At 40.2% G+C, this 24,834-nt stretch carries 19 protein-coding genes and 1 tRNA gene; 10 read left to right on the forward strand and 10 right to left on the reverse strand.

Annotated elements, in window-relative coordinates:
• Positions 1-86 precede the first annotated feature (86 nt).
• Entirely contained in the window at positions 87-5,315 is a 5,229-nt protein-coding gene (locus HNW13_RS13220; RefSeq protein ID WP_192115951.1) for an invasin, read from the reverse strand.
• Positions 5,316-5,540: 225 nt separating this feature from the next.
• Between HNW13_RS13220 and HNW13_RS13225 the strand changes: the two genes are divergently transcribed.
• Positions 5,541-6,851, forward strand: a complete 1,311-nt coding sequence (locus HNW13_RS13225) for a dicarboxylate/amino acid:cation symporter (RefSeq protein ID WP_124730402.1) — start codon at positions 5,541-5,543, stop codon at positions 6,849-6,851.
• Between the two features lie 186 nt (positions 6,852-7,037).
• Complete coding sequence (locus HNW13_RS13230) at positions 7,038-7,712, forward strand: LysE family translocator (protein ID WP_192115952.1); 675 nt, start codon at positions 7,038-7,040, stop codon at positions 7,710-7,712.
• 113 nt (positions 7,713-7,825) lie between these two features.
• Here HNW13_RS13230 and HNW13_RS13235 read toward each other — a convergent pair whose 3' ends face one another.
• The 3 genes from HNW13_RS13235 to HNW13_RS13245 are packed head-to-tail and all read right to left on the reverse strand — an operon-like array spanning position 7,826 to position 10,932.
• A complete protein-coding gene (locus tag HNW13_RS13235; RefSeq protein WP_192115953.1) occupies positions 7,826-9,343 on the reverse strand; it encodes an ABC transporter permease in 1,518 nt (505 codons plus the stop codon).
• A 57-nt stretch (positions 9,344-9,400) separates the two neighbouring features.
• Positions 9,401-10,078 (reverse strand): ATP-binding cassette domain-containing protein, encoded by a 678-nt coding sequence (locus HNW13_RS13240; protein WP_192115954.1) that lies wholly within the window; start codon positions 10,076-10,078, stop codon positions 9,401-9,403.
• Entirely contained in the window at positions 10,078-10,932 is an 855-nt protein-coding gene (locus HNW13_RS13245; RefSeq protein ID WP_192115955.1) for a putative selenate ABC transporter substrate-binding protein, read from the reverse strand. Before HNW13_RS13245 ends, HNW13_RS13240 begins: the two co-directional genes overlap by 1 nt.
• Before the next feature lie 239 nt (positions 10,933-11,171).
• Here HNW13_RS13245 and HNW13_RS13250 point away from each other — a divergent pair, with 239 nt between their 5' ends.
• Both HNW13_RS13250 and HNW13_RS13255 read left to right on the forward strand, forming a co-directional pair.
• Positions 11,172-11,846, forward strand: a complete 675-nt coding sequence (locus HNW13_RS13250; RefSeq protein WP_101088025.1) for a response regulator — start codon at positions 11,172-11,174, stop codon at positions 11,844-11,846.
• Positions 11,837-13,189 (forward strand): ATP-binding protein, encoded by a 1,353-nt coding sequence (locus HNW13_RS13255; protein WP_192115956.1) that lies wholly within the window; start codon positions 11,837-11,839, stop codon positions 13,187-13,189. The genes HNW13_RS13250 and HNW13_RS13255 overlap by 10 nt, the downstream gene beginning before the upstream one ends.
• A 70-nt stretch (positions 13,190-13,259) precedes the next feature.
• Here the strand turns inward: HNW13_RS13255 and HNW13_RS13260 are convergent, their stop codons facing one another.
• On the reverse strand, positions 13,260-13,955 hold the full coding sequence (locus HNW13_RS13260) for a 2OG-Fe(II) oxygenase (RefSeq protein ID WP_192115957.1): 696 nt from the start codon (positions 13,953-13,955) through the stop codon (positions 13,260-13,262).
• Positions 13,956-14,070: 115 nt separating this feature from the next.
• Between HNW13_RS13260 and HNW13_RS13265 the strand changes: the two genes are divergently transcribed.
• Positions 14,071-15,321, forward strand: a complete 1,251-nt coding sequence (locus tag HNW13_RS13265) for a DUF3391 domain-containing protein (RefSeq protein WP_101088019.1) — start codon at positions 14,071-14,073, stop codon at positions 15,319-15,321.
• A gap of 158 nt (positions 15,322-15,479) precedes the next feature.
• Here HNW13_RS13265 and corA read toward each other — a convergent pair whose 3' ends face one another.
• Together corA and yejK are read right to left on the reverse strand one after the other, a co-directional pair.
• On the reverse strand, positions 15,480-16,427 hold the full coding sequence (gene corA, locus HNW13_RS13270) for a magnesium/cobalt transporter CorA (protein WP_101088017.1): 948 nt from the start codon (positions 16,425-16,427) through the stop codon (positions 15,480-15,482).
• A gap of 450 nt (positions 16,428-16,877) precedes the next feature.
• Positions 16,878-17,906 (reverse strand): nucleoid-associated protein YejK, encoded by a 1,029-nt coding sequence (gene yejK / locus HNW13_RS13275; protein ID WP_101088015.1) that lies wholly within the window; start codon positions 17,904-17,906, stop codon positions 16,878-16,880.
• 183 nt (positions 17,907-18,089) lie between these two features.
• Here yejK and HNW13_RS13280 point away from each other — a divergent pair, with 183 nt between their 5' ends.
• The 3 genes from HNW13_RS13280 to HNW13_RS13290 all read left to right on the forward strand — a co-directional run bounded on the left by HNW13_RS13280 (position 18,090) and on the right by HNW13_RS13290 (position 20,558).
• Entirely contained in the window at positions 18,090-18,302 is a 213-nt protein-coding gene (locus HNW13_RS13280) for a YejL family protein (RefSeq protein WP_011637946.1), read from the forward strand.
• Positions 18,303-18,387: 85 nt separating this feature from the next.
• Positions 18,388-20,178: a DUF3413 domain-containing protein gene (locus HNW13_RS13285; protein ID WP_192115958.1), complete on the forward strand. Its 1,791-nt coding sequence runs from the start codon at positions 18,388-18,390 to the stop codon at positions 20,176-20,178.
• Between the two features lie 303 nt (positions 20,179-20,481).
• Positions 20,482-20,558, forward strand: a tRNA-Pro gene (locus HNW13_RS13290).
• Between the two features lie 371 nt (positions 20,559-20,929).
• Here the strand turns inward: HNW13_RS13290 and HNW13_RS13295 are convergent.
• Together HNW13_RS13295 and HNW13_RS13300 are read right to left on the reverse strand one after the other, a co-directional pair.
• The gene (locus HNW13_RS13295) at positions 20,930-21,370 is read right to left on the reverse strand and encodes a hypothetical protein (RefSeq protein ID WP_192115959.1); all 441 of its coding nucleotides are present in this window, start codon (positions 21,368-21,370) and stop codon (positions 20,930-20,932) included.
• Between the two features lie 114 nt (positions 21,371-21,484).
• The gene (locus HNW13_RS13300; protein WP_192115960.1) at positions 21,485-21,877 is read right to left on the reverse strand and encodes a hypothetical protein; all 393 of its coding nucleotides are present in this window, start codon (positions 21,875-21,877) and stop codon (positions 21,485-21,487) included.
• 511 nt (positions 21,878-22,388) lie between these two features.
• Between HNW13_RS13300 and HNW13_RS13305 the strand changes: the two genes are divergently transcribed.
• On the forward strand, positions 22,389-22,616 hold the full coding sequence (locus HNW13_RS13305) for a hypothetical protein (RefSeq protein ID WP_192115961.1): 228 nt from the start codon (positions 22,389-22,391) through the stop codon (positions 22,614-22,616).
• Between the two features lie 476 nt (positions 22,617-23,092).
• Positions 23,093-23,305 (forward strand): Rha family transcriptional regulator, encoded by a 213-nt coding sequence (locus tag HNW13_RS23515; protein ID WP_347813091.1) that lies wholly within the window; start codon positions 23,093-23,095, stop codon positions 23,303-23,305.
• Between the two features lie 328 nt (positions 23,306-23,633).
• Here HNW13_RS23515 and HNW13_RS13315 read toward each other — a convergent pair whose 3' ends face one another.
• The gene (locus tag HNW13_RS13315; RefSeq protein WP_192115962.1) at positions 23,634-24,563 is read right to left on the reverse strand and encodes an HNH endonuclease; all 930 of its coding nucleotides are present in this window, start codon (positions 24,561-24,563) and stop codon (positions 23,634-23,636) included.
• Between the last annotated feature and the right edge of the window lie 271 nt (positions 24,564-24,834).

Raw genomic sequence — 24,834 nt, forward strand, 5'->3', positions numbered from 1 at the left:
TAAAAATATTAAACAAAAAAATCGGCCACAGATGTGGCCGATTTTACACTACATTACTCATTTAGCAGTGAAAAAGCGACGAAGTATTAACCATCATCACGAACACTTACACTATAACTTACAGCTTCACCAAGTGGGGTCTTCACTGTAATAATAAGCACTCCAGAAGATTTCTGGTTAGGACTCGCTTCACGAGTAACTGTAAATCCATATAATAACGGTCTATTTGATGCATTATTACCAATCGTAAAACTACCTGAAGAAGATAATAAACCATTATCTAAAGACGTCGTTATCGTAGTGCCTATAGGTAACGTATTATTATTTAAATCAGATATAAACATATAAATAGTCTTATCAGAAACACCTCCTGTTCCTGTGGTTAGATCTATCGTTGCAATAGGGGTTATATTTCCACTAACATCAATATCAACTAAACGGCCATAAGGTACAGAGCCTGACATAACAATAGGGATATTCCTAAACACATTAAGTTGTGCTTGAGTGTTATCTACACCTGTTTGAGTACAGCTTGCGGCAGAAGAAGATGCACACAGTAATCCAGTATAGAATCCATCTACACTATCGAAGCTTCCATTGGCATTAAAATCAATGTATTCCTCAGTTACAGCGCCAGCAGGTACTGGTGAACCTCGGTAATTACCATCTTCGTTGTGATCGGTAAAGGCTTCAGTTAAATCAATGAAATCTTCACCAGTATCAAACAGACCATTACCATTTAAATCTACAAAACTCTCTTCGCCAATCGCAAAAGCAGTTATTGTAGAACGACCTGGACGTGGCTCTAGAATGAGAGAATTATCAGTGAAGCTAGATAATAGTGTACCCGTACAAGGAGGAAAACTAATTCCATAAAAAGTAACAGGACAAACAACCGATGTTCCTTCAAAAGGACGAGGATTTTGACTTGTCCACTCTACAGAACATGCACCCGTTGAACCTATTGTCTGACAACTTGCACCGATAGACCCCCCTTCTGTTCTGAAGTTAATAACGGTTCCGTCGGGTACTGGGTTATTGAAATGGTCTGCTGAACGAATTGTGATAGTGGAAGATGCACCGTCATGATCCCATGCTTCAGGATTAAGAATCGTCGCAGATAACGAGAAGCTATTATAATCAGCTAATCCAGTCGTGACCGTTAGACTATCAGACACATTGGCAACGATTGGACTTGTAGGATCAGTCGCATCTTGCCACACAGCAAACACTTTAACAGGCGTTGGCACTGTACCCGAACGTACAGTAACAGAAACGTTACCACTAGCATCAGTATAGGCAACAGCATACTTGTTAGGTGTATCGATGTCAGCTGGGTATTCGCTATCACCAACTTTAGGGAAGTTAGGGCAATTAACAAAGTCAGATACTAATGGGGCTGGAGTAATAACCATATCACCTACATCTGTCGAAAGCTCAAAACAGACTCGTTGAGAGCTTGCCGGTTGTCCAACTTCATTAAGCAGTTTAAAGGCGACACTCGATGTTTCTGAGCGAGCACCTGCGCCATCTAAGCCACCAGATACTTTTAATGCAAGCTCTGTAGGAGAAGCACTTATAAATTGGATTGACCCAACAGAGATAGGACTAATAGTAATATCTGCTGTAGCACTTACGCTTGATGCCCCAGTAATAGCAGAAACAGTAACAGTATCTGTACCTTGGCAATTAATACTTCTATAAGTTGCAAAGCCTTTGCCCGCATTGGTTATCACAGGTGAATCAACAACGGCATTACCTGCAGACATACATTGAGAAGAAAACTCTAATGTAAAGGGTTGGCTTGTCTCAATGCTTCCATCGGGAGCTTTAACGGTCACTTCAATAACAGTAGAACCGCCAGCAGGGAGAGTATTCGCACCAATGTAGGTTGAAATCTCTAAATCAATATCGACACGACCAATCTCAAACGCTTTAGTAGAAGTAACCTGCTTCACTTTTAATGAAACTTCACCGGCTCCAACATCACCATTTGAATAAAGGTCTAATACTGCTTTACCATCTGCATTTGTTATTGCGGTGGCAGAATTAGGGCTAATTGCACCCAATGTCGTACCAGCAGTAACAAGCACTTGCTTTAAAGGTTGATTAGAACCATCAAGTTTAACTATTGCCCCTAAAATACCAGGACGTTGATTCGTAATGTTATCGGTGACAGGGCAAACTTCAAATTTTTTCAAGGTTTTATTGAATGCTGCAATACCATTACAATCATAAATCTCAAATGTGATTGAAGGATCCGCAGCAACTGGATCGATATCATCACCAGCAGTAGTAAAACTCACCGTTGAAGCCGTTGAGCCATAACTCGCCGTAACGGTTGCCGCTCCCTCAACTGTACCTGCAGTTATAATTAAATCAGCTTTACCTGCATTATCGGTAAGAGCTGTACCTATTGAAGGAAGAAATTCTCCTAAAGTACTAGAGAATGAAACTACTTTCCCCTTTAGCGGCAGGTTATTACGGTCTAATAGATAAACTTGAACATAGCCTGGTGATGATTGGCTAATAGAAGATACTTGATTACCTAAGCTATCCAATAAGTTTATAGTTAACGAGTTATTCTCACCATCACCACCTGGAGCATCACCGGCAACACTATAATTAAAGGTTTCTACCAATAATTCACTCGCTAAATTAAAGGTTGCTTGGATCGTTCCTGCTCCCTCGACATTACCAGTTAATAGGGTCACTTTAGCAAGGCCGCTCGCGTCAGTTAACGCATTACCCGATGTAGGGTTTATAGCACCTTCACCAATAATAGAAAAACTGATCAATGCATTAGGTACTGCAACACCATCTTTCAATAACGTTGCGCGTACAGAGCCTGGTAAACTTTTATTAATATTACGAAGTTCATTATTTGATGAATCAAGAACAGTTAGGTTTAATATATAAGAATCAATCGGACGTACTATTATCTCATCACCTAATGTCTCAAAAGCAATACTCGCTGTCGATGACGCTATACTAACTGACAACTCTGCTGCGCCTGCAACATAACCAGCACTTAAATTAAGTGTCGCTATACCACTATTATTAGTCATTGCTGTGCCTGTTGTTGGCGACAGATTACCTAACGTAGTCGTAAACGTAGCTAACTTACCGGCTAACGGTGCACCATTTAAATCTAAATAAGTCGCCTCTATTACTGCTGGAGTCGCATTACTCACAACTGAAACAGGGTTACCACTATTATCAAATAACTTGAGTGATAAACGGTTTGTACCAACTGCGACCCCATCACCAAGCATGTAGAAACTTATCGAAGTCGTAAAACCAGACTCTGTCGAAATACTTACCGTTGCTGAGGTTTCAATATTGGCACTTAACAACTTAACCTTTGCTATACCATTAACATCAGTCAATGCTGTACCTGTAGAGGGCTCAAAAACACCGACTGCATTATCGTTTAAAGTAAACGTTACTGATTCATTTGCGATACCTGTACCATTTGTATCGGTAAATAAAACTTCGATAAATCCAGGTTGTATGGCAGAAACCGTACTAATAACTGCACCTGTAGCGTTCACTAATTTGGCGGAAAGCGAAGAGGTCACAACACCGTCACCCGTTGAATAAAATCCAATCGTTTTAGACGGTTCTCCATCAATCGCAATCGTGATATTACCAGCACCTTCTTTATCGCCAGCGACAACTTTAATAATTGCGTTACCCATCGCATCAGTTAACGCTGTGCCACTATTAGGCACAAAAGTCGCTAATGCTGGATCATCGAAGGAAAACGATACCACTTTATTCGCAATAGGATTACTTTGAACATCAGTATAAGCAACATGAACATAGCCAGAGTTGCCCTCGCTGATATTTGTAATACTTACGCCATTAACATCCTTAAGAGCCAGTAAAATAGTATTACTAGTCAACTCATCACCTAACGTCTCAAAAGCAATACTCGCTGTCGATGATGCGATACTAACTGAAGCCTCAGCTGCGCCTGCTATACTTCCGGCATTAATTGAAAGACTTGCAATACCGCTCGAGTTAGTTATTGCTGTGCCAGTTCCTGGTGTTAAATAACCTAAAGACGTCGAAAAGTTAGCAATTTCACCAACTAGAGGAGCACCATTAACGTCTAAATAAGTCGCCTCTATAAATGCAGGAGTGTCTTTACTTATTATGCTTAATTGTCCACCTAAAGAGTCTACTAATTTAATGCTTAAACGATTAGTCCCAGTAGCCACACCATCTCCCAGAATATAAAAACTTATGGAAGTAGTCAGTCCTGTCAGAGAACTTACATTTACTGTAGCAGCAGTTTCTACATTCGCAGTACGGAGTTTAATTTTTGCTACGCCTGTAGCATTCGTCAATGCAGTTCCACTGGAAGGTTCAAATGTGCCGTAAGAACTATTATTTAAGGCAAATGAAACAACTTCATTAGCAATACCTACACCTGATGAATCAGCAAGAAGAACTTCAATAAATCCAGGTTGAGAATCCGATATTTCAGTGATTGAAGTACCAGAAGTATTGGTTAATTTTGCAGTCAAAGATGATGAACCGGATACTCCAGCATCACCTTTAGAGTAAAAATTAATATTAACAATCTCTTGTTCATCAATCTCAACATTAACCGTACCTGCTCCTTCCTTATTTGCTGAAGTAACCTTGATAACAGCCTTGCCATCAGTATCCGTCAACGCAGTCCCACTGTTAGGAACAAAAGTCGCTAAAGCAGTATCATTAAGAGTAAAGGTAACTAATCGATGGGCTATTGGAGTTCCGGTAGGATCTTGGTAATCAACATGAATGTAGCCTGGTGTCAAAAAGCTAATATTGCTGATCGAATTTCCAGCGGCATCTTTAAGTGCGAGTTTTATTAAATTTTCACCAGACACAGCGCCATCGCCAGCCATTGCGATACCTGTAGTAGCTGATTCACCGGAATCTAAAGATGCTGTTACAGTCACAGCGCCTTGGGTTGTTGCAGTACTGAGAATGACTTCTGCAATACCTTCAGAATTGGTTTTAGCTGTACCTGAAGATGGAGTAAAAGCCCCTAAGGATTCATCTGATAATGAAAACGTAACGACTTCATTCGCAATTGCACCCGTTAAAGAACTTGATACGGTGGCCTTTAATGTAGCAGGTAAGCTCGCTGATATGTCATTTGAGGACGTTTCAAGAGAGATTGTTATAACCTCTGTTGTAGTCGTTCCATCGCCACCCCCTGTGCTTGTCCCATCATCTGTAATACTTCCCCCACCGCCACAAGCGAAGAGAAAAAATGAACATAAAAGTGCAAAACCTACTTTATATGCTGACCTCATTGTCAGGCTCCCTGTTACATTAAGATTAAACTAAATAATTATTATAGTTACTTATAGATTAACAATACGCAAATATCTTGTAACTTTACCATAACTCTATTGTTTTCTGTGTCATTTATCCGTTAAAACTTTCACTTTTTGGCCATTTCCTAAAAGGGCGATTCCTGCTAGTCTTTAGCCCATTCAATACAGATCTAAAAATATTATAATGAAAAGGAATACTCTGTGAGTAAACAATACAAGCTCGGACTCACGAGCAAAATTTTATTAGGCATGGTATTAGGTATAGTATTTGGCTTGGCACTGAGAAACTTTTTCCCTGGTAGCCAATTTATTCAAGAGTACATTACCGACGGATTTTTACATGTCATTGGCACTATCTTCATCTCAAGCTTAAAAATGCTTGTCGTACCTTTGGTATTTATCTCATTAGTGTGCGGTACTTGCTCCCTTAGCGATCCATCTAAACTGGGCCGTCTTGGTGGTAAAACCATCTCGTTCTATTTATTCACTACCGCTATTGCACTCACTATTGCGATTCTAGCTGCAGTGTTGATCCATCCAGGTAATGCTAGCCTAGCCGGTAACGTATTAGAATACTCAGCAAAAGATGCTCCTAGCCTATCTGAAGTCATTATTAATATTGTACCGACAAACCCTATGCAAGCCATGAGCGAAGGCAATATGTTGCAGATTATCCTATTTGCAGTTGTTTTTGGCTTTGCCATCTCACATATTGGTGAACGGGGTACTCGAGTTGCCTCATTTTTTAACGATTTAAATGATGTAATCATGCGAGTGGTCACGTTAATTATGCAGCTAGCACCTTATGGTGTGTTTGCATTGATGGCGACACTCAGCTTAACATTAGGCTTAGAAACCTTCGGAAGCGTTGTCAAATACTTCTTCCTCGTGGTTGCAGTGTTATTTATCCAAGGCTTAGTGGTTTACCCGACTTTATTAAAACTATTTTCGGGTCTCAGCCCGTTAATGTTTTTACGTAAAATCCGCGACGTACAGCTGTTTGCTTTTAGTACCGCAAGTTCTAATGCAACATTGCCGGTTACCATTGAAACGGCTGAGCACAGAATGGGCGTTGACAACAAAATCGCGTCATTCACTTTACCACTGGGTGCCACACTCAACATGGATGGCACCGCCATTATGCAGGGTGTTGCTACGGTATTTATTGCCCAAGTATTTGGTATTGAACTGAGCATCATGGATTACGCTACTGTTGTAGTAACGGCCACGCTGGCATCTATCGGTACTGCGGGTGTGCCGGGTGTAGGCCTTATTATGCTGGCAATGGTATTAAACCAAGTAGGTTTACCCGTTGAAGGTATTGCCTTGATTATTGGTGTAGACAGAATGCTAGACATGATCCGCACCGCGGTGAACGTCACTGGTGATGCTGTAGCGACGGTGATCATTGCCAAATCTGAAGGCGAATTTAATGAAGAAGTATTCAACGATTCGCAAGCAGGTAAAGCCGCCAAAAGTTTTGAAGAACAAGTGCTTAATGCCAAAAAATAACAATTAAGCTTCTCTTATATAAAAAAGCGCTAATTTAGCGCTTTTTTATTATCTTTTTCTTGCATAAATGTGCCATTATCATCAACTTACATTGAAATAAGCTTTCATAGATATCAATAAATGATATGAAAAAATAGATATTAACTAAAATTTCACCAGCTTGAATTTATAAAAAACGGAATATATATGGACATGACATTATTGGCTGGTTTAGCGGTTATTCACATGGTGGCATTAATGAGCCCAGGACCTGACTTTGCCATTATCATTAAAATGGCCACACAGCAAACACGCTTAACCGCGCTTTATTGTGCCTTAGGCATTGCTGTCGCTATCTTAATTCACACTTTTTTGTCGTTAATGGGCATCAGTGTGATGATCCAACAGTCTCATATTGCCTTTATGGCCGTGCAACTGATTGGCAGTAGCTATTTAGCATGGATGGGATATGGGGCGCTAAAATCAGCTATCACCAGTATTATCAGCAAACGCCGTAATTCAGACACGCCATCAATACAACAAAATGTGGCAAAAGCGGCGCTGATATCGTCATTAAAGGGCTTTAAAATTGGACTATATACCAACCTACTGAATCCTAAAGCGTTGATATTTTTTATTACTTTATTTTCTGTATTAATTACACCTCAAGTCAATTACCAAACAAAAATTGCCGCCACAGTATTATTATTTGTGTTGTCATTGGCGTGGTTTAGCTTACTCGCACTGATCCTATCAAAACCTCGAGTACAGCAAAAATTGCTCGCGGCCAATACCATTATAGATCTACTCGTTGGGGTTATTTTTATTGCCGTTGCTGTCACGATTGCTAATAATATAATTCATCAAATTATCTCTCAGTGATAAACATGATTGAATTCGAGTAAATAAAAAGATGAGTAAACTAACTATTTTGCTCACACAGTTATCTGTTTGAGCAATGACGCTAACCTTCTATCGCTCTAAACCAAGAGACTTTAGCAAGCCTGTAAACGGCTGCGAGGATAATGCAATAATCGACGAGCTAAATAATCCACCACCACATTCAAACCCGCAGTGAAAAACAACAGCAACAATGCCCCACTAAAGCGAATTTCAGAAAAATTACTGTCGACATAAAAACCCAACGTCATCACCCCAAGCATGCCCAAGATAGCCGTTTCACGGATAATCACTTCAAATCGATAAAACAGCAGTCCCATAAAATGTGGGTATATGGTAGGTAGCACTAGATAACTGTACTGATCAATCCTAGGCTTGTATGTCAACGGCACACTAATGCTGTCAGCTTGACGTGACATTAAAAAGACCATCAGGCCGCTATTGTGCAGCGCTAACGCGATAATCGCTGGCAACATCGAGGGCCCTAGTAGCATCATAAACACAAAAGCCAATAAATATTCAGGCAATGAACGTAATATTAAATTCACCGCCCTCATGATTAAAATAACCACTTTTGGCATCATCAAGTGGGTATTAAAAGGCAATAATACCAACGTCAACACATGAGTTAACCCCAAAGCACAAAAAGCCAGTACCAAGGTAGCAACCATCCCGGGAAACACTTGCTGGCTGATTAATGTATAACTCCAGTTAACGAGCTTCGACAGGTTATCTGTGTCAAACCAGCTCAAGAAGGGTTGTCCTTGAAGCATCGGTGGTAAAACATCAACACTGATAAAACGCCAAATAAGTTGCGAGTCGATAACAGGAATGGGAGGTAAGAAGTACACAGCAAGCGGTAAATACAGCCAAAGCATTATCGGTTTAGCCCAAAAACGTATGCTACCAATTAACAACACAAATAAGATTAATAGTGCACCGCCTTGTTGATAATGCCCCTGACGAAAAGCGGATTCTAAATAAAACCCTAATGTCGGCATACCAATAAAGCCCAACACAGCACTACTACGAAGCGCGCATTCAAAACGGTAACGAATATAATCGACAATCTGCGGATACATGTGCATCCATCGACCATATATAAATGCCGACAGTTTATCGGTGCCCTTAGGCAGTGAAAATAAGGTATGCATTGGTGCCTGCTGTAAAATATCAGCAAACACACGGGCAAAAGTAGCAGCATAAGGAAGCGCTATGGCTAAAATACCGGTAATGGCTGAAAGACCAAATATCTGTAAGAATATCAATGCCCAAAATATCTCATGGATAGCACGGATAAATGCACACATTGCCGCCACTACAGGATGTTGATACCACAATGCTAATGGAAATCCCAATAGCAACCCAATCGTAATCCCAAGCAGCGCAAAACTAATGGTTTGCCACAGCGCATCAAGTAAATACTCTGTCGCGAAAAAGTCAGGGTGCACAAAGCCTTGCCACATGCGACCAAGCTCAGACCAAGGATCGAGTGCAATCACCTCGGTATCAGCAAAAAACCAACACACGGAGACCATGAGTAAAAGCAACAGAGTGATTTTCTGCCAATGCCCTACAAAAGAGTAGCGACTGTGAGTAATCATTTTAGGCATTATAAAAACGGGGATAGAATGAAGATAAATCGCTTAGCAGCATCAACATGTTCATATTTATGCCACTGAATGGTTTGGTAAATCGGCTAATGCATAATGCTGTGATAAATGAGCCAGAGATAATTGGCTCGCTTTGTCATCTAGTACTACTTTGCCATCACTAATGACAATAATACGCTCAAAGTTTGCTAACGCTAGCTCGGCATCATGTAACACACAAATAACACTCTGATGCGTTTGCTTAATCAAGTTTAGTAATCGTAAGCCCATTAGCGGATCTAATGCAGAAAAGGGCTCGTCGCCCATAAACACTGATTGTTGTTGAAATAACGCTCTGGCTAAGGCCACACGTTGGCGCTGACCACCAGACAACTCACTGACTTTCTGTTGCAAAGGCACGGTTAGTTCTAGTTGCTGGCAAATAGCGCCGATTTGTTGTTGCGGCTTATTAAACGGCAACAACAAATTAGCCAAATTATACCAACGGGAATAACGCGCTAACCCACCAATAAACACATTGTGATATATCGACAGGTTATCAACTAACCCCTGTGCTTGAGAGCACAAACAGGTCTGCTCGGCCAATTGTTGATAAAGGTGATGCAACAGCGTGGTTTTACCCACGCCTGAAGGGCCTAAAATAGCCACATGCTCATTTGCCTTAAATGACAAATTCACTTTAGGTAATATAATTTGCTGGTTATAACCTAAATCAACATCAACCAACGACAACATTAATCGAGCATTCCAATTGTTTTTGCCACGCGCTCAATCGGTTCATAATCGCTATTTTTAGCCGGTACAAATGACTCACGTGGGAAGCTGGCTAACAAATCTTTATCCGTCATACCAATTAACGTTTTAGTCAGCTTTTCTTTAAAGCCCGCACCAAACGTTTCATCAACACCCGAATGCACCGTCCATTGATAATCTGGGTAAGTAGGGCTTTCCCAAATGACTTTCACTTTGCTGGTATCAACGTCACCTTTCTCAACGGCGGTGTCCCACACTTTGTAATTAACCGCACCGACTTGATAAACACCTGCTTCAACTTGGCTGATAGTGCGGCTATGGTCGCCAGAAAAACCAATGCGTTTAAAAATTTGTTCAATTGGCTTACCGGTATTTTTTTCAATAAAATACTGTGGCATCAAACGGCCTGAAGTTGAGTCTTTAGAACCAAAGGTAAAGGTATAATCATTCAATGAAGGAAAATTAGTTGAAGCAGCCATATTAGTAGATTTATGAGCAATCAAATAACTCTTGAAAAACTGATCTTCAAAACCTTGGGCAATAGCCTCAGAACCTGGCACTAAACGACGCGCTTGCACACCAGATAAACCACCAAACCAAGCAAGTTGTACTTGGTTATTACGAAATGCTGTTACCGCTGCAGAATATGACTTTACCGGAATATATTTCACTTCCACGCCCAACTGCTCGGTTAAATAATCAGCCACTTTATCAAAGCGAGTCCGAAGCTGACTTTCATCTTCATCAGGGATAGCCGTAAAGGTAAACGTTGCACTTAATGCAAATGTCGAAAATAAACTTAAAAAGCTAGCCGATAATAAATGTGTTAGTTTCATCTCAATCTTAAAAGTTAGTCTGTCAATGACGCTATTCTAACTTACCTGATACTTGATTACATCGACTAAGCCCTTTCAGGGCAAAAATGTTAGCAAAATAATTATCACTAGCACCATGATGGTATTCAGTTTGAATATGGTTATCATAAAAGTCTGTTTAATATTTAACCTCACCAACTTGTAGGGTAATATTGGCCAAGCACATTTCACATAAAGTGACGGCTTAACAAGGATGGATTATGCGCATATTGGTTATTGAAGACGACCCTCTGTTGTCACACCATTTACAGGTGCAGTTATCAGATCAAGGTAATCAAGTGCAAGTGGCATTAACCGCAAAAGAAGGATTTTATCAAGCCACTAATTATCCTATTGATGCTGCTATTATTGATTTAGGCTTACCCGATCAAGATGGAATAAGCCTAATCAAAATGCTGCGTAATGCAGATGTTAAAGCGCCGATTCTAATTTTAACCGCTCGACTAACGTGGCAAGATAAAGTCGAAGGGCTCAATGCTGGTGCAGACGACTACTTAGTTAAACCATTTCAAAAAGAAGAACTCATCGCCAGACTTGATGCCATAGTGCGCCGCAGCAGTGGTTTTGTTCGCTCAACCATCACCAGCGGTGCTCTGCAAATAGATGTCGCGGCAAAACATGTAACGCTAAACCAAACACCATTAGACATCACTGCCTTTGAATACCTTATTCTGGAATACTTGATGCGCCATTGCCATGAGGTTGTCGCTAAACAGCGTTTACTGGATGTGGTCTATGCCGACAAAGAAGGCGATCCCAACACTATTGAAGTGATGGTCAGCCGATTAAGAAAGAAACTTGCTCAAGGTGGAATAGAACAGTCCATCATTACCCTTCGCGGCCAAGGATATAAATTTAACCACCCATGCGACTAATTTTACGACCTAAAAAACGTCTGCTTACCAGGATGTTCTTAACCTCCTTGGGTATTATCGCGTTAGTAGGATTTGGTCTGGCCTGGTTAATTACCTTGCTCCATGCCCAAAATCGCTATAACCAAACCACCAGCGCCTTAATAGCTCAACTACCCATCATTGCCGCTGAGTTTCGCGAAAACAATCTAATCCCTATCACCCAGGCCCGTGAAGGTGACGACGTCGACACGCAATACATTATGGCTACCTGCAATAGCAGCTATAACACCTTATGGCGTTCTGACTTCGCTATCAGCTTAAACTTGAATAACATTTGTGAACAATATCTTGATATAAAAGATGATTTCCCACCGTTCTACCTCAATTTTAATGACCAACAAAGTTACTTTGCTTACTTGCTCAGCATTGACGTTGAAACCGAAATGTATCATCTATTGATTTTAAAAGACGCCACCGCATTGAAAACTGAACTCAGTCAATTTAATCGACTCACTTATTTTAGATTGGCAATGGTAATGGCTATTGCACTGTTACTGCTAGTAAGTGCAGCCTACTGGGGAATGCGGCCATTAACGAAGCTGAAACAAGAGTTGATACAGCTGCAACAAGGACATAAAAAAAGCCTATCACAAGATTACCCCGTTGAATTACAAGGCATCACCACGGCATTAAATCAACTTATGGACCAAACAGATCAACGTCAAATGCGCTATCAAAATGCCATGAACGACCTTGCTCACAGTTTAAAAACGCGTCTCGCCGCCAGTATTGCCATCATTGACGATGACTCATTAGATCGTCAGCAACAGCACCAAAAAATACTTGAACAAATAAATGACATGGATCATTTAGTACAGTATCAACTCAAGCGTGCCATGTTAGGCCAACAAGGCTTACGTCAACAACAAACCGCTATCGCACCGATTGCTCAACAACTTGCGCAAATGCTCGATAAAATATATCGAGACAAACATGTCATATTCACCCTAAACATATCAGCATCATTGCAACTACCACTCAGCAAAGGCGATGTAATGGAGCTATTGGGTAATTTACTGGAAAATGCATTTCGCTTATGTGGCAATAACGTCATGATCAGCGCCGCGAGCCTCGATAACAATATCATCCAACTCAGTGTTGAAGATGACGGCCCCGGCGTAGACCACGCCATTAAACAAAAAATAATCCAACGCGGTATGAGAGCCGACACTCAATCATCGGGACAAGGAATTGGTCTAGCAGTATGCCATGAGCTCGTTAGCAGTTATGGCGGCACAATGACCATTGGTACTAGCGAGCTTGGCGGCGCAGCTTTTGTCATTCAGCTCCCCGCAACGGCATAAGCACGCAGCAACAAAATCAGCAATCAAATAAGCATATAAAGCCACAACTGGTTTTACTCAACAGTAATCACTAACTTAATGGCGCATAAAGTTGCTCGGCACGATTAAACATCGCCCAAGAAGTCGCAATATACTTATCGTTACTAATAGGTACATTGCCACGATGGCTGTGTGTAAAACCGGCTGGAGCAATCACCATAGTGCCTTTTTTGGGGCTTATTTTACGTTGTTGATAATAAAATTCTGTTTCGCCGCCCTCTTCAACATCATTCAGGTAAAACATGTATAACACCACCCGATGAAGCGCCTCATTATGGCCATTCTGTGGATACTGTTCTGAATGCCAATGCGGATATCCACCAACACCTTGCTGATAATGCTGCACATTAATCGTACCACTGCGATACAAATATTTAGTTAATGCCGCTGCTCTTGGCCTACCTAACGAATCAAAATTATCAGGCGTTAACGTTTGCGGTTGACCATTTTCATCTGCTACTTGTACAGAAACCGCTCCCATTAAGGTTAACGAGTATTGGGTAAAATAATCGCTAATATGGGTAAATGTCGCCGCTAAAAGTTCATTTTTTAATTCAGCTAAATCATCAAAAGCATCTAACATTAAATCACGACTGCGCTTTTTCTCGGTATCTACGCCAAAACCTGTATGGCCTGGCCCTACACTCGGGTGCGTTTCAAATGCCGCAATTAAGCGATCACATAAATCATTACTTATCGCGTTGGGATATACTTCAATAAAATCCATAGGGAGTGACTATTGTTAATTTATTTATAGTAGTATGCTGCCACGCAATTAAAGTGCCTGTAAAGGGCAATACATAACATAGCTCATTGTTCTTCAAAGTAACTATCGATTGAATATGAAAAAAAACCAAAAAATCGCTGTAGAACAATTAGAAGTGGGTACCTTTATCCGCTTGCCAATTTCCTGGAAAGACCACCCTTTCCTGTTTAGCAGTTTTAAAATTAAAGACGCTGCACAAATTGAACTTATCAAAGGCTTAGGGCTAAAAGATGTTTTTTTTGATCCCGAAAAAAGCGATATTGAGCCTGTAACGTCCGAGAATGCCAACACCTCTAAACCCGACGAGCAGGCCCTCAACGCACTAAAAGAGCAAATGATTAACCAGAAGTCGGCCAAAATAGATGAGCAACAAAAGCTCAAACGAGATTTAAAGAAAACCGAACAACAATTTAATCGCTCAGTGTCGATGATGCGTTCAATGGTCTCTAAAATCAGTAGCCGACCACTCAATGCGGTCAGTGAAGCGAAAGACCTCATCAGCAACATGACCACCATGCTACTCAATAGCGATAATTTAGCCTTACATTTAATGGGCGATGCCAAAAATGATGAGCATATTTATCACCATTCACTCAACGTCGCCATGTTGTGTATGTTAATGGCAAAAGAGCTAGGTTGGAGCCGCGAAGAAGTTGAAACGATTGGTATTGGTGGGTTATTTCACGATATAGGTAAACTCAAAGTTCCGAGTAACATTATCAATAAGCGAGTGCCTCTTACCACACCAGAAGAAAATTTCATTAAACAACACCCATTAATGAGCATTAATTTTCTTAAACTCGCTGACAGCTTTCCAGACGAAGCCAAACCGTTAATTGCTAATCATCACGAATTTTTAGATGGCAGTGGCTACCCACAAGGGCTCAAAGCCGACAAATTAGACAAGCTGTCGCAGTTAATCGCCGTGGTTAACGAATACGACAATTTGAGTAATGGCACCAACCAAACCAAAGGAAAACCGCCAAGTATCGCCTTGGGGTTACTGTATAAAAACTATAAAAACAAACTCAATACTGAATATATTAGCATGTTAATCAAAATGTTAGGTATTTATCCGCCTGGCAGCATTATTGAATTATCCAGTGGCCAATTTGCCATGGTTATGTCGGTAAACTTGCAAAAGCTATTGTGCCCTAACATTGTGGTTTACGACCAACTGGTACCCAAAGATTTAGCCCCCATCATCAGTTTACAAGATGAAGGCTTAACTATTGTTCGCAGTCTACCTGCCGCAGCATTGCCAGAAAAAATCCATAAATACCTCAATCCTAGAGAACAAATCAGCTTAGGTATTGGCCAAAACTAGTGTGCTGCAGATAACATAGACTATTTCATCTCTTTAATGAGTGACTTACACAACACCATTTCAGTTTATTTACCCTAGCCAACTCAAGTATTTGAGACATAAAAAAAGCCATCAATCGGCAACAATTGATGGCATTATTTTGTCTAAAATAAATTGCGTTATAACCAACCTTTCCGTTTAAAGAAAAAGTAGGTTCCTGCTGCACTGGCTAGCATTAATGCCACTGCCATTGGGTAGCCAAACCGCCAGTCGAGTTCTGGCATAATATGAAAGTTCATCCCATAACTGCTGGCAATTAACGTAGGGGGTAAAAATACTACCGCCGACACCGAAAATATCTTAATGATTTTGTTTTGTTGCAAGCCACTGAATCCCATCGCTGCATCCAGTAAGAATTGTAACTTGTCGAAAATAAACTGGCTGTGTGGCATCAATGATTCAATGTCAGATAGCATCTCACGAATGTCTTTCAAGTTTTCATCTGACAATCGGTCACGATAATAACGTTGCATATAACGTAATGAACGCTGAGTATCCAACAAACTCAATCGAATTTTACCGTTCGAATCTTCTTGCAAGGTAATCAGTTTAAAAACACCGTCAAGCTCTTCGTCATTAAATACTTGCTCGCCAACATTTTCTAAAATACTATAAATATCTTCAATTAAGTCAGATAGATAATCAACTTTCAAAGTAAAGAGCTCTAACAATAAGCCTTGTGGAGTGGTAATATCCAAGCGCCCTAAACGTAGGTAATTACGCAGTAAACGAATAAGGCCGACATCTTCTTCACGTATTGTTAGCAAAAAACGTTCTCGCAAGTTAAACGACACGTTCACTGCGCGTACATCTGAACTCACCCGCTGTGGAAACAACGAGTTAATGTGTAAACCGTCTTGGTTTTGGTAAAAACGCGCCGAAGCCTCAATTTCTTTAATATCTTCTTCGTCAGGTACTTCTTCAGCAGAGAATAGCCTCAACCATTGACGCTCTTCGTCGTCGGGTTTTAATAAATCTAACCACAATGTCGACTCAGGCACTTTATCGCCCACACTCAATTCGGTGGTGATTAATTCTCTATTTTGATAGGCGTATGCAGTGATCATCGCTCCCCCAAAGTCCGTTAGGCTATTACAAGCATAACAAACAAAAACACTCAAAAAGTGGCGCTAGTTTACTCAACTACAAATGAATGAAAAGTAAAATATTCAACTGCGCCAAAAATCGTACCAGTTAGATAATTTGATCGGTAATTTGCTAAATAAGCCATGAGCTAAGCCGTTATATAAATCCAAATAAAACGTTGCAAAGTTCACCGCCATTGACACGATTTAAGCATCAGTAAATTGATATAAAAATCTGCGTAAATTAATGTCACTCTGCACGCTATTGAACCCAAAGTTCACACGCAACACTAGATCCAACAACATGTTAGCTCGCTTTACTCGCTAACTCACCAAAGCATAGCACGCGTTAAACCTAGACTCGTTATTATCTTCGCTCATAAAAAAGCGCCCAAATAGGACGCTGTTGTAACAACACCAATTAAGCTTAAGTTATTCGCCTTTTAAGCGACGGTCTAATTGGTCTTTCAAATTGGCTGGCACGCCTTTAATCAAAATAGTGTCAGATATCGGATCATAAATAACCCGTTCACCTAAATGGCCGCCATCAAAGCTCAAGGTAACTCCGCCGCCTGTGCCTGAAAACTTCTTCAAGCTGCGTAGACTGGCTTTATCGGCCGGAAACTCATCGTCTAACTCATAACTACCGCCACACGCAAAATCATAAAATGAATCCATACCAGAATCAGCTAACTCATCGGCTAAATCTTTAACTTCAATCACATCACCGGAACCTGCGCGTTCAGAACAATAATCAAATACCTTGTTGCGACAATCTTGGCGTTCATCTTTGGTAAGCTCACTACCTGCGACAAAATCTTCAACTGCATGGATCAGAGTTTTGTTTTGCGCTTTAATGTTAACGCCTTCAACACAGCCCATAAAGTCTAAAAAGAAATCGGCAACTTTACGGCCAGCACGACCACGAATAAACGAAATATACTTACGCGAGCTTTTATCGGCCTGCCATTCAGTTAAATCAATGCGCGCAGCTAATTGAATATTGTTTAAATCTAAATGGTTGTTTTGCGACAATTCCATGTCATCTAATACTGTCATCGACGACTTAGCGCTTAATAACGCCACAAATAAATAGTCGCTCGTCATGCTGGTATAGCAAGACATCAACAAAAAACCACCTTGGCTAAAATCGTACTTGGCCAGTTCTTGTTGCAACAGCTGGCTCGCTTGACCACTAAACTCAACAAAACCTAAATCGCCTTTGCGATAACCGGTTAGTGCATCAGAAAATTCACTGTTGGCTTCGCCATCATCACCATGGGTTCCAAAAAAGCCAAACCCCTTACCCGCTTTACCCGAATAGGTTTGATGTAACTCTTCTAACATGGTTTCAACGGCGTGAGTATTCAACAACGGTTGCGGGCGTAAACGACAACGCATTTGCCCCTGACTGTCTTGAGAAATTTCGTGAATAATTGCTTGCTCAATACTAATGCTCATAAACCTTGTTAATCCTAGTCTGTCGCAGATGATAATTTAAAAAAGAATGATATCAGACCAACCGTATAAATCGAACAAGGGTTTACAATATTCCTCACATACAGCGAATAAAACTTGAGGCGAGCGACGGCTAAATCCGTTATTATGTGCAGCTAATTCATTATTTATTGAAGTTTTCTGACTATGGCAATTCAATCTAAATACACAAACACTCAAGTTGAAGCACTTATCAGCGAGCTGCTTGCAGTACTAGCTAAGCATCAAGCACCAACCGATTTAAGCCTAATGGTTTTAGGCAATTGCGTGACCCATTTACTCGACAAAAAAGTCCCTGGTGAATCACGCCAAAAAGTTGCTGAGCAATTTGCCAAAGCCTTAACACAGTCGGTTAAGTAATCGACTAAATAAAATTTATCACTAATGCTAACAATCAGTTACACTGAAAACAGTCTGTGATAATAACGTAGGAATACGAGTTAACATGATCGAGCGCAAAAAGCAGCAAATGACGCGTGATAAAGTGTCACGCTTAGTTAATTGGGGTCACTGGTTTGCCTTCTTTAATGGCATATTAGCGATGTTAATTGGCGCTCGATATATTGGCAGTGTCGGCTACCCAGAAACCATTATTGGTTGGGCTTACCTGTCAATCAGCACCATAGGTCATTTTACCTTTTTAGCCTTTATCGGTTACTTAATTTTTATTTTCCCGATTACCTTATTATTACCTTACTCCAAAATTTTACGTGGTTTTGCTGCATTTATCGCCTCACTTGGTTTATATGCCCTACTGTATGACACCATTATTTATGACGACTACGGTATCCATTTAAGTCCTTTTGCGTTCGACTTAGCCTGGCAAGATCTCAACGCGCTATTACACAGCACCTCATACATAGTGACGCCTATCGTCATTGTGATTGTTGAGCTTACTGCGGCCAATTATTTGTGGAAACGCATCGACAAAATTCAGAAAAAACAATGGGGCAACAAAGTGGTGCTGTTTGTCGGTATCTGTTTTGTCAGCAGCCATTTATTTCATATTTGGGCCGACGCGACCAATATGACTGAAGTCACCCGTTTTGACGACGCCTATCCAGTGTCATACCCTGCGACAGCACGCTCGTTCATGGAAAATCACGGCATTGACAGCAGCATGCAATCAACAGAGTCTCGCAACACTAAATCACGTAAGCTGAGCTATCCCATCAGTCCGATGCAATGTATTGCAGACAGCCAACCCAATATTATGGTTATCAGCATAGACAGCCTACGAGCAGACATGGTCGACAGTGTCACTATGCCGTTCTTAAGCCAGTATCGTATTCAAAATCAGCGCTTTATGAATCACTATAGCGGTGGCACCGACTTTGAAACCAGCATGTTTACCCTCATGTATGGCTTACAAGGCAACTACAGCGATCGCAAAGAGTTTGATAGCACCAGCCCAATATTAACCAACACGTTGTCACAGCAAGGCTATCAATTAGCCATGTTTGCGCCTGAAAATGATCAATACGCTGCTAATAGCGCAATGTTCAGCGGTATAAACATTCATATCAGCGAAGGCGATAATGGCAGCGCAGATGCCGATATCAACACCATTAATGCGGTGAATGCTTGGCAGCCAAAGCAAACACAACCGTGGTTTGCCTTAGTGAATCTTACCGCACCAAAAGATTACGACACCCCAGTCGGATTTTTAGGCGTACAAACCATCAAACCGCACATGCCATTAAAGCCTGCGCAAAAGGTGCTGTTTAATCAATATCGTCAATCACTTAACTTTATCGACCAACAACTGGCAAGCCTACTCAATAACGTGAGTGATGATACCATTGTGCTCATCACTGGCACTTACGGCCAGGTCTTTACCAGTAATACCAGCGACGCCCGCAGCGATTTATCGCCAGGTAATGTTAAAGTGCCGCTGATCATCCATTGGCCCGACAGCCATGGTAATAAAGTGAATTACCGCACCAGCCATTACGGCATAGCGCCAACCTTGCTAAGCCATGTGTTAGGTTGCACCAATCCAAGTACAGATTACAGTTCAGGCCGCAGTTTGTTAGAACCTAATAATGAAACCTGGGTCTACATAGGCGACAGCCGCCGCTTTGCCATTTACCAAAAAGCTGAAATAACGGTACTAGATCGTTTCGGTAAATACCGCATTTACGATTTAGACTATAAAAAACGTTTAGATAAGAAAATGAGCGCACCAGAATTGATCCAAGTCATGCGTGAAGGTCGTAGACTGTATAATCAATAAGGTATTTTATAATTAATAAGATATTTAGCTTAAAAGATTGTAAACGAGCGAACTCTTCATTAAGCGCTATCATGCATGCTTATGATTGCTTATGATTGCTTATGCATAGATAAGGCCGAGCATTTTATTGAGTGGATAGTTTATAATCAATCGATAACCGACTGATAACTAACTACTTGCGTAAACAAATCGCAATTGATACAGTAATTATCCACTTAGTAACCCCCAAGGCTCACAGCCATGCTAAGTGATTGGCATTTATGATGATATTTTCATTATCTCTGAAGTCAAACGAAGTAATTTCGGTATGTAGCGCAGCCCGGTAGCGCACTGTCATGGGGTGTCAGGGGTCGGAGGTTCGAATCCTCTCATACCGACCAAATTAAAAATAAAAAAGCCTGTACGCATAAAATGCTTACAGGCTTTTTTGTGTTTAAAGATAATACGTGAATTTTATTAATCCGGTCAAACTCCGGTCAAACCTTCTACTCTACAATTACAACTTACGTTATTTCTGTCATAACTTTTTTTAATGTCTAAATGTAGCGGGTCGCGAGGTTTGAGAAATGAAAACGGGTGGTTTGAGACAGGCAATATCGTATATTTCTCAAACTGAGTGATGTCACTTGGTTTGAGATAAATCAAAATATATCAATTGAATAACGTTTAAACCTGCCTTAAATCGATTGTAACCAACGAAGTTTAACCGTCCCAGCACCGCAGGTGCGAACACCAACTTTTTGTTAGGCCGCTATTTAAGAGCAGCTTCGATTTTTTCGGTATCTAAGTACTTCTCAAATGCACCCAAACTTTGAGAGACAGATGATTCTGTCATTAACTCTTGCATTGCCACTTTCCCTACAATACTGAATGCAGACTCAAATGCTGTTGAATTTTCTTCAATAGCCTTCTTGGATATTTCTTTGCAATCTTTAGTTATTAATCTAGTAATAAGCTCTCCAACATATTTATTCATTTGATCTAAGTTAGCATCTGAGACATTTGAATAAGGTTTTATAGTGCTATGCTGGGACATACCAAAGTAGATCCATTTAGCTAAATTCTTCCTTTCTTTTCCATTCATTGAATCTGTTAAACAGACACCTAACTGCTGCGTTGCAGAGACTGTGCTTGCTAATGTATGCGGGCTCATTACAGCTGCTATTAAAATAATAGTGGAGATTAACTTCATAATGGTTTCCTTATTGATTGCCTAACGCCCCTCTAATAAGTGAACCAAGTGCTGGCGGGCGATTTGCTCAGTAAATGGCATGACAGCCTTGGTGAGTCTGAATTTAAAGGCTTGTTATACGCAACTTTCAGCTTTAGGTCTAAAGTAGTGTTTTGAGGCTGGTAATAGCAAAAAAATCATTGCAAATAAGGGGATGATATATATTCCCAATATCGGATAAACTCTAAATGCCTCAAACAGAGAAAGATCGTAAAAATACTGGTCATAAGCCTTCCAAAGCCAAAAAAGAGGTAATCCACAAGTCCCTATTAAACCAATAATCAAAGATTTTTCATCTCGCTTTTTCAAAGCAGAAGCAACCCAAAAAAAGGCTGCTCCAGCAATTAACTGTGAAACTGCAGTTGATGGCCTAGCCTCTACGACGAACATCATCCATGCAGCAAGAGTAATGCTGATTCCTGAACTCAAGTAAAGCAACATTAAAGTCATTTTGGCGGAAAAAGGCATTTACAAACTCCTTATGTATAACGTTTTAGTATTTATGCGTTGCGCTGTTTGCATGGCACAAACCGCTTGTTGGACGTGGCCGATGCCGAGTCCAGGTTAATGGGTAAGCTTTATGCTAAAGGAATTTGCTTTTTTTGATGCTAGCTCTGGGCTGAAAACAATTTCGAATTGATTATGTGACTTGACTTGTACGTGTTTCATTGAAATTCCCTTGTCATTGTGGTGTTCCATCACATCTCTTTTAGGTCTAGCTGATTCAATGAGGTTAATACACTCGATTGAGTCTGCATTTAGCTCTGCGTTGCGGCTTAGTTCAACGCTGCAAGCAACTGCAGCTGTAACGGAACTTGTGCATGCACTAATATTTTACCGCACATACGTAAGTGGAGAGTAAGCTGTCAGATTGACTTGCTTTGCTAAGCATTACCCAATAACTCTCTGATTCTTTAAGTACGCATATAAAACCATGCTTCCAGGTACATTAAATATGATCACAAATAACGAAGCTAGCATGGAACTCACAACACCCAGTTTCTTCCGTTTAATGAAAATGACAACAAGTGCAAAAGTAACCAACAATATACAAGCAGCCACTAAAAAAATGGATGCTGAAAGCCCGAGATACCAGATGATACTTCCTTGCTCAGTGGCCGGAAAAAACATTACTGCAACCAATAAAACCCAGAAGACAATAATTAGCCATTTCCATATAGGGGCAATTAATAGGTTTTTATTATAATTTGATTGATAGAACATTGCCTAAACTCTACTGATGCTTAACAGCGTATTAGCTATAATTTCGATAAACATCTTGAGAAGTCAACCAAAACCCAGCATCTATACCACTTTAATTATTAATAATTTTAGTAACTTATCAGCTTAAATCTCGCGAATCAATCACTCTTTAGTCTGGATGAAGCGAGAATGTAGATAACCACGAATAACATGGCTCGTTATGTAAATGATTTATCAATAAAATTATTTTTATTCAATTAGATAGAGTTATCCTCGGTCTAAAATAGAGACTCTTAAATAGCAGCTTAATATTGCCATTATTTTTGCTTGGCCATTAAAACGCATACGCTTTACTTTAGGCAGCAGAAAACCGTGTGATCAAAGGTTCTAGATTACACAATGTTAGCTTTATAAAATGGCTGAATGGTTATCGATAACTCACTTAACTGATAACTCATAAGTAAAATTGACCGCATTCTAATCGATGCTCCAAGTGAATTTACATCAGCGCATTTTTGCGCTGACGTGCAAAATCAACAGGTTGGCACGAGTCAACGTGATTTGAAGTGTTACCAACTGACCAAAGATGGTTTTATGTTTCTAGTCATGGGGTTTACGGGTGCCAAAGCTGCCGCACTCAACACCAGTTTGAGCGGCAGCGCATGTTGTTTACATTGGAAGGCGGCAAAATAGTGAGGCAGCAAACCAACAGATTACGACATTAGTAAAATTGGCAGATAAACACGCCCGTTTACGATAAAAACCACAGTGAAACGCCCATAAAAATGGCTACATCAAGTAGCCATTTTCTGTTCGTAGCTAATCATCGTGGGCAATTTTCTGGTTTTTAAAATGTCTTTTTTGAAAATAATTGTGACTGACCATGTTTCGCTAAAAGCACGATGATTTAACAGTTAAATGACAGACGAAGTAGATGAATTTGTTGATTGATTTTAATTTGACTGCAAAAGCAGTCAAATAAGTTAGGCTCGCATATTGACTGGCGGGAGGCTCACATGTGTTAGTGCGATTTTAAGATAACTGCTGCGGATTTTAATTTTTTAATATCTTTAGCGTCATTTATGTTATGCATTTTTCTATGACAATTAGGACATAATCCAACAACATTCTCGGGCATATCGAGACCTCCTTTAGAAAGCCAATCTATATGATGAACCTCCAAAAAATTTCTACCTGATTTTGTCGCAAAAGGACCGGCATTATTACAAAGCTGGCATTTTCCATTTGCATGCCTTAATGCATACTCTTTTACAAATTCACTTCTTTCATATCCTACTGTTTCTGTTGTCGTTTTCTTTGGGGATTTTCGTTTAGGGTTTTCAGTACAAATACGCTCCCAAAGTTCATCATCAGAAATAAATGTAGCTTCATTTATTTCTCCAGTTGTAGCTAATTGCTTAAAGTTTGCAATATTAATTAAAAAGTCATGTAACTTAACGGTAAAGTCATCACTTTCAATTAAGCCAACTAGTATGGCGCTTTCTTTTGCACTATTGGTTGATACTGAAGTTAATTCATAGGAAGACCAGCTGAGAAATGCTTGCTTACCTATACCTTTCCGCCCACCACCTAAGCCACCACGGTGAAACAGCCCAATTTCACCACTTTCATTTTTTGCATAAAAACCTGCAACTTTTCTATTAATCCCATTAGTAGGGATATTAATCTCAACAACAATGTTGTTTGATTTATTACTACTAAGTTCTTGTGCTAAACCAAAGCCATTCCAGAAACGTGGTGATTTTTCTTCACCACCAATTTGATGATGTAAGAACCAAATGTCCTCATTATATTGGATAGTTTCATTCCAACTTCCACCTGGAAAACCAATATTAAATTTCCCAGAAAGGTAAAGGTTATTTTTTAAATTTTCGAGTAGTAATGACTGACACTTGTTTATTTCATCTATTTCGATAACCGTTTTAAACATACAAACTCCATTTTGACACTGATAGCATTAACATTTTAGTATTTGTGCGTTGCGAAAATTGCATGGCACAAAAAAGCGTCTTGGACTTGGCCAATGCCGAGTCCAGTTTAATGGGTACGCTTCATGCTAAAGGAATTTGTTTTTTTTGATGCGAGCTCTGGGCTGTAGAGCTATTTTGAACTGATAATATGGCTTGGTTTGTACATCTTTCATTGAAATTCCCTTGTCATTGTGGTGTTCCATCACATCTTTTTTAAGTCTAGCTGATTCA

This window comes from Shewanella sp. BF02_Schw, assembly GCF_014596695.2.
Taxonomy (GTDB): Bacteria; Pseudomonadota; Gammaproteobacteria; order Enterobacterales; family Shewanellaceae; genus Shewanella.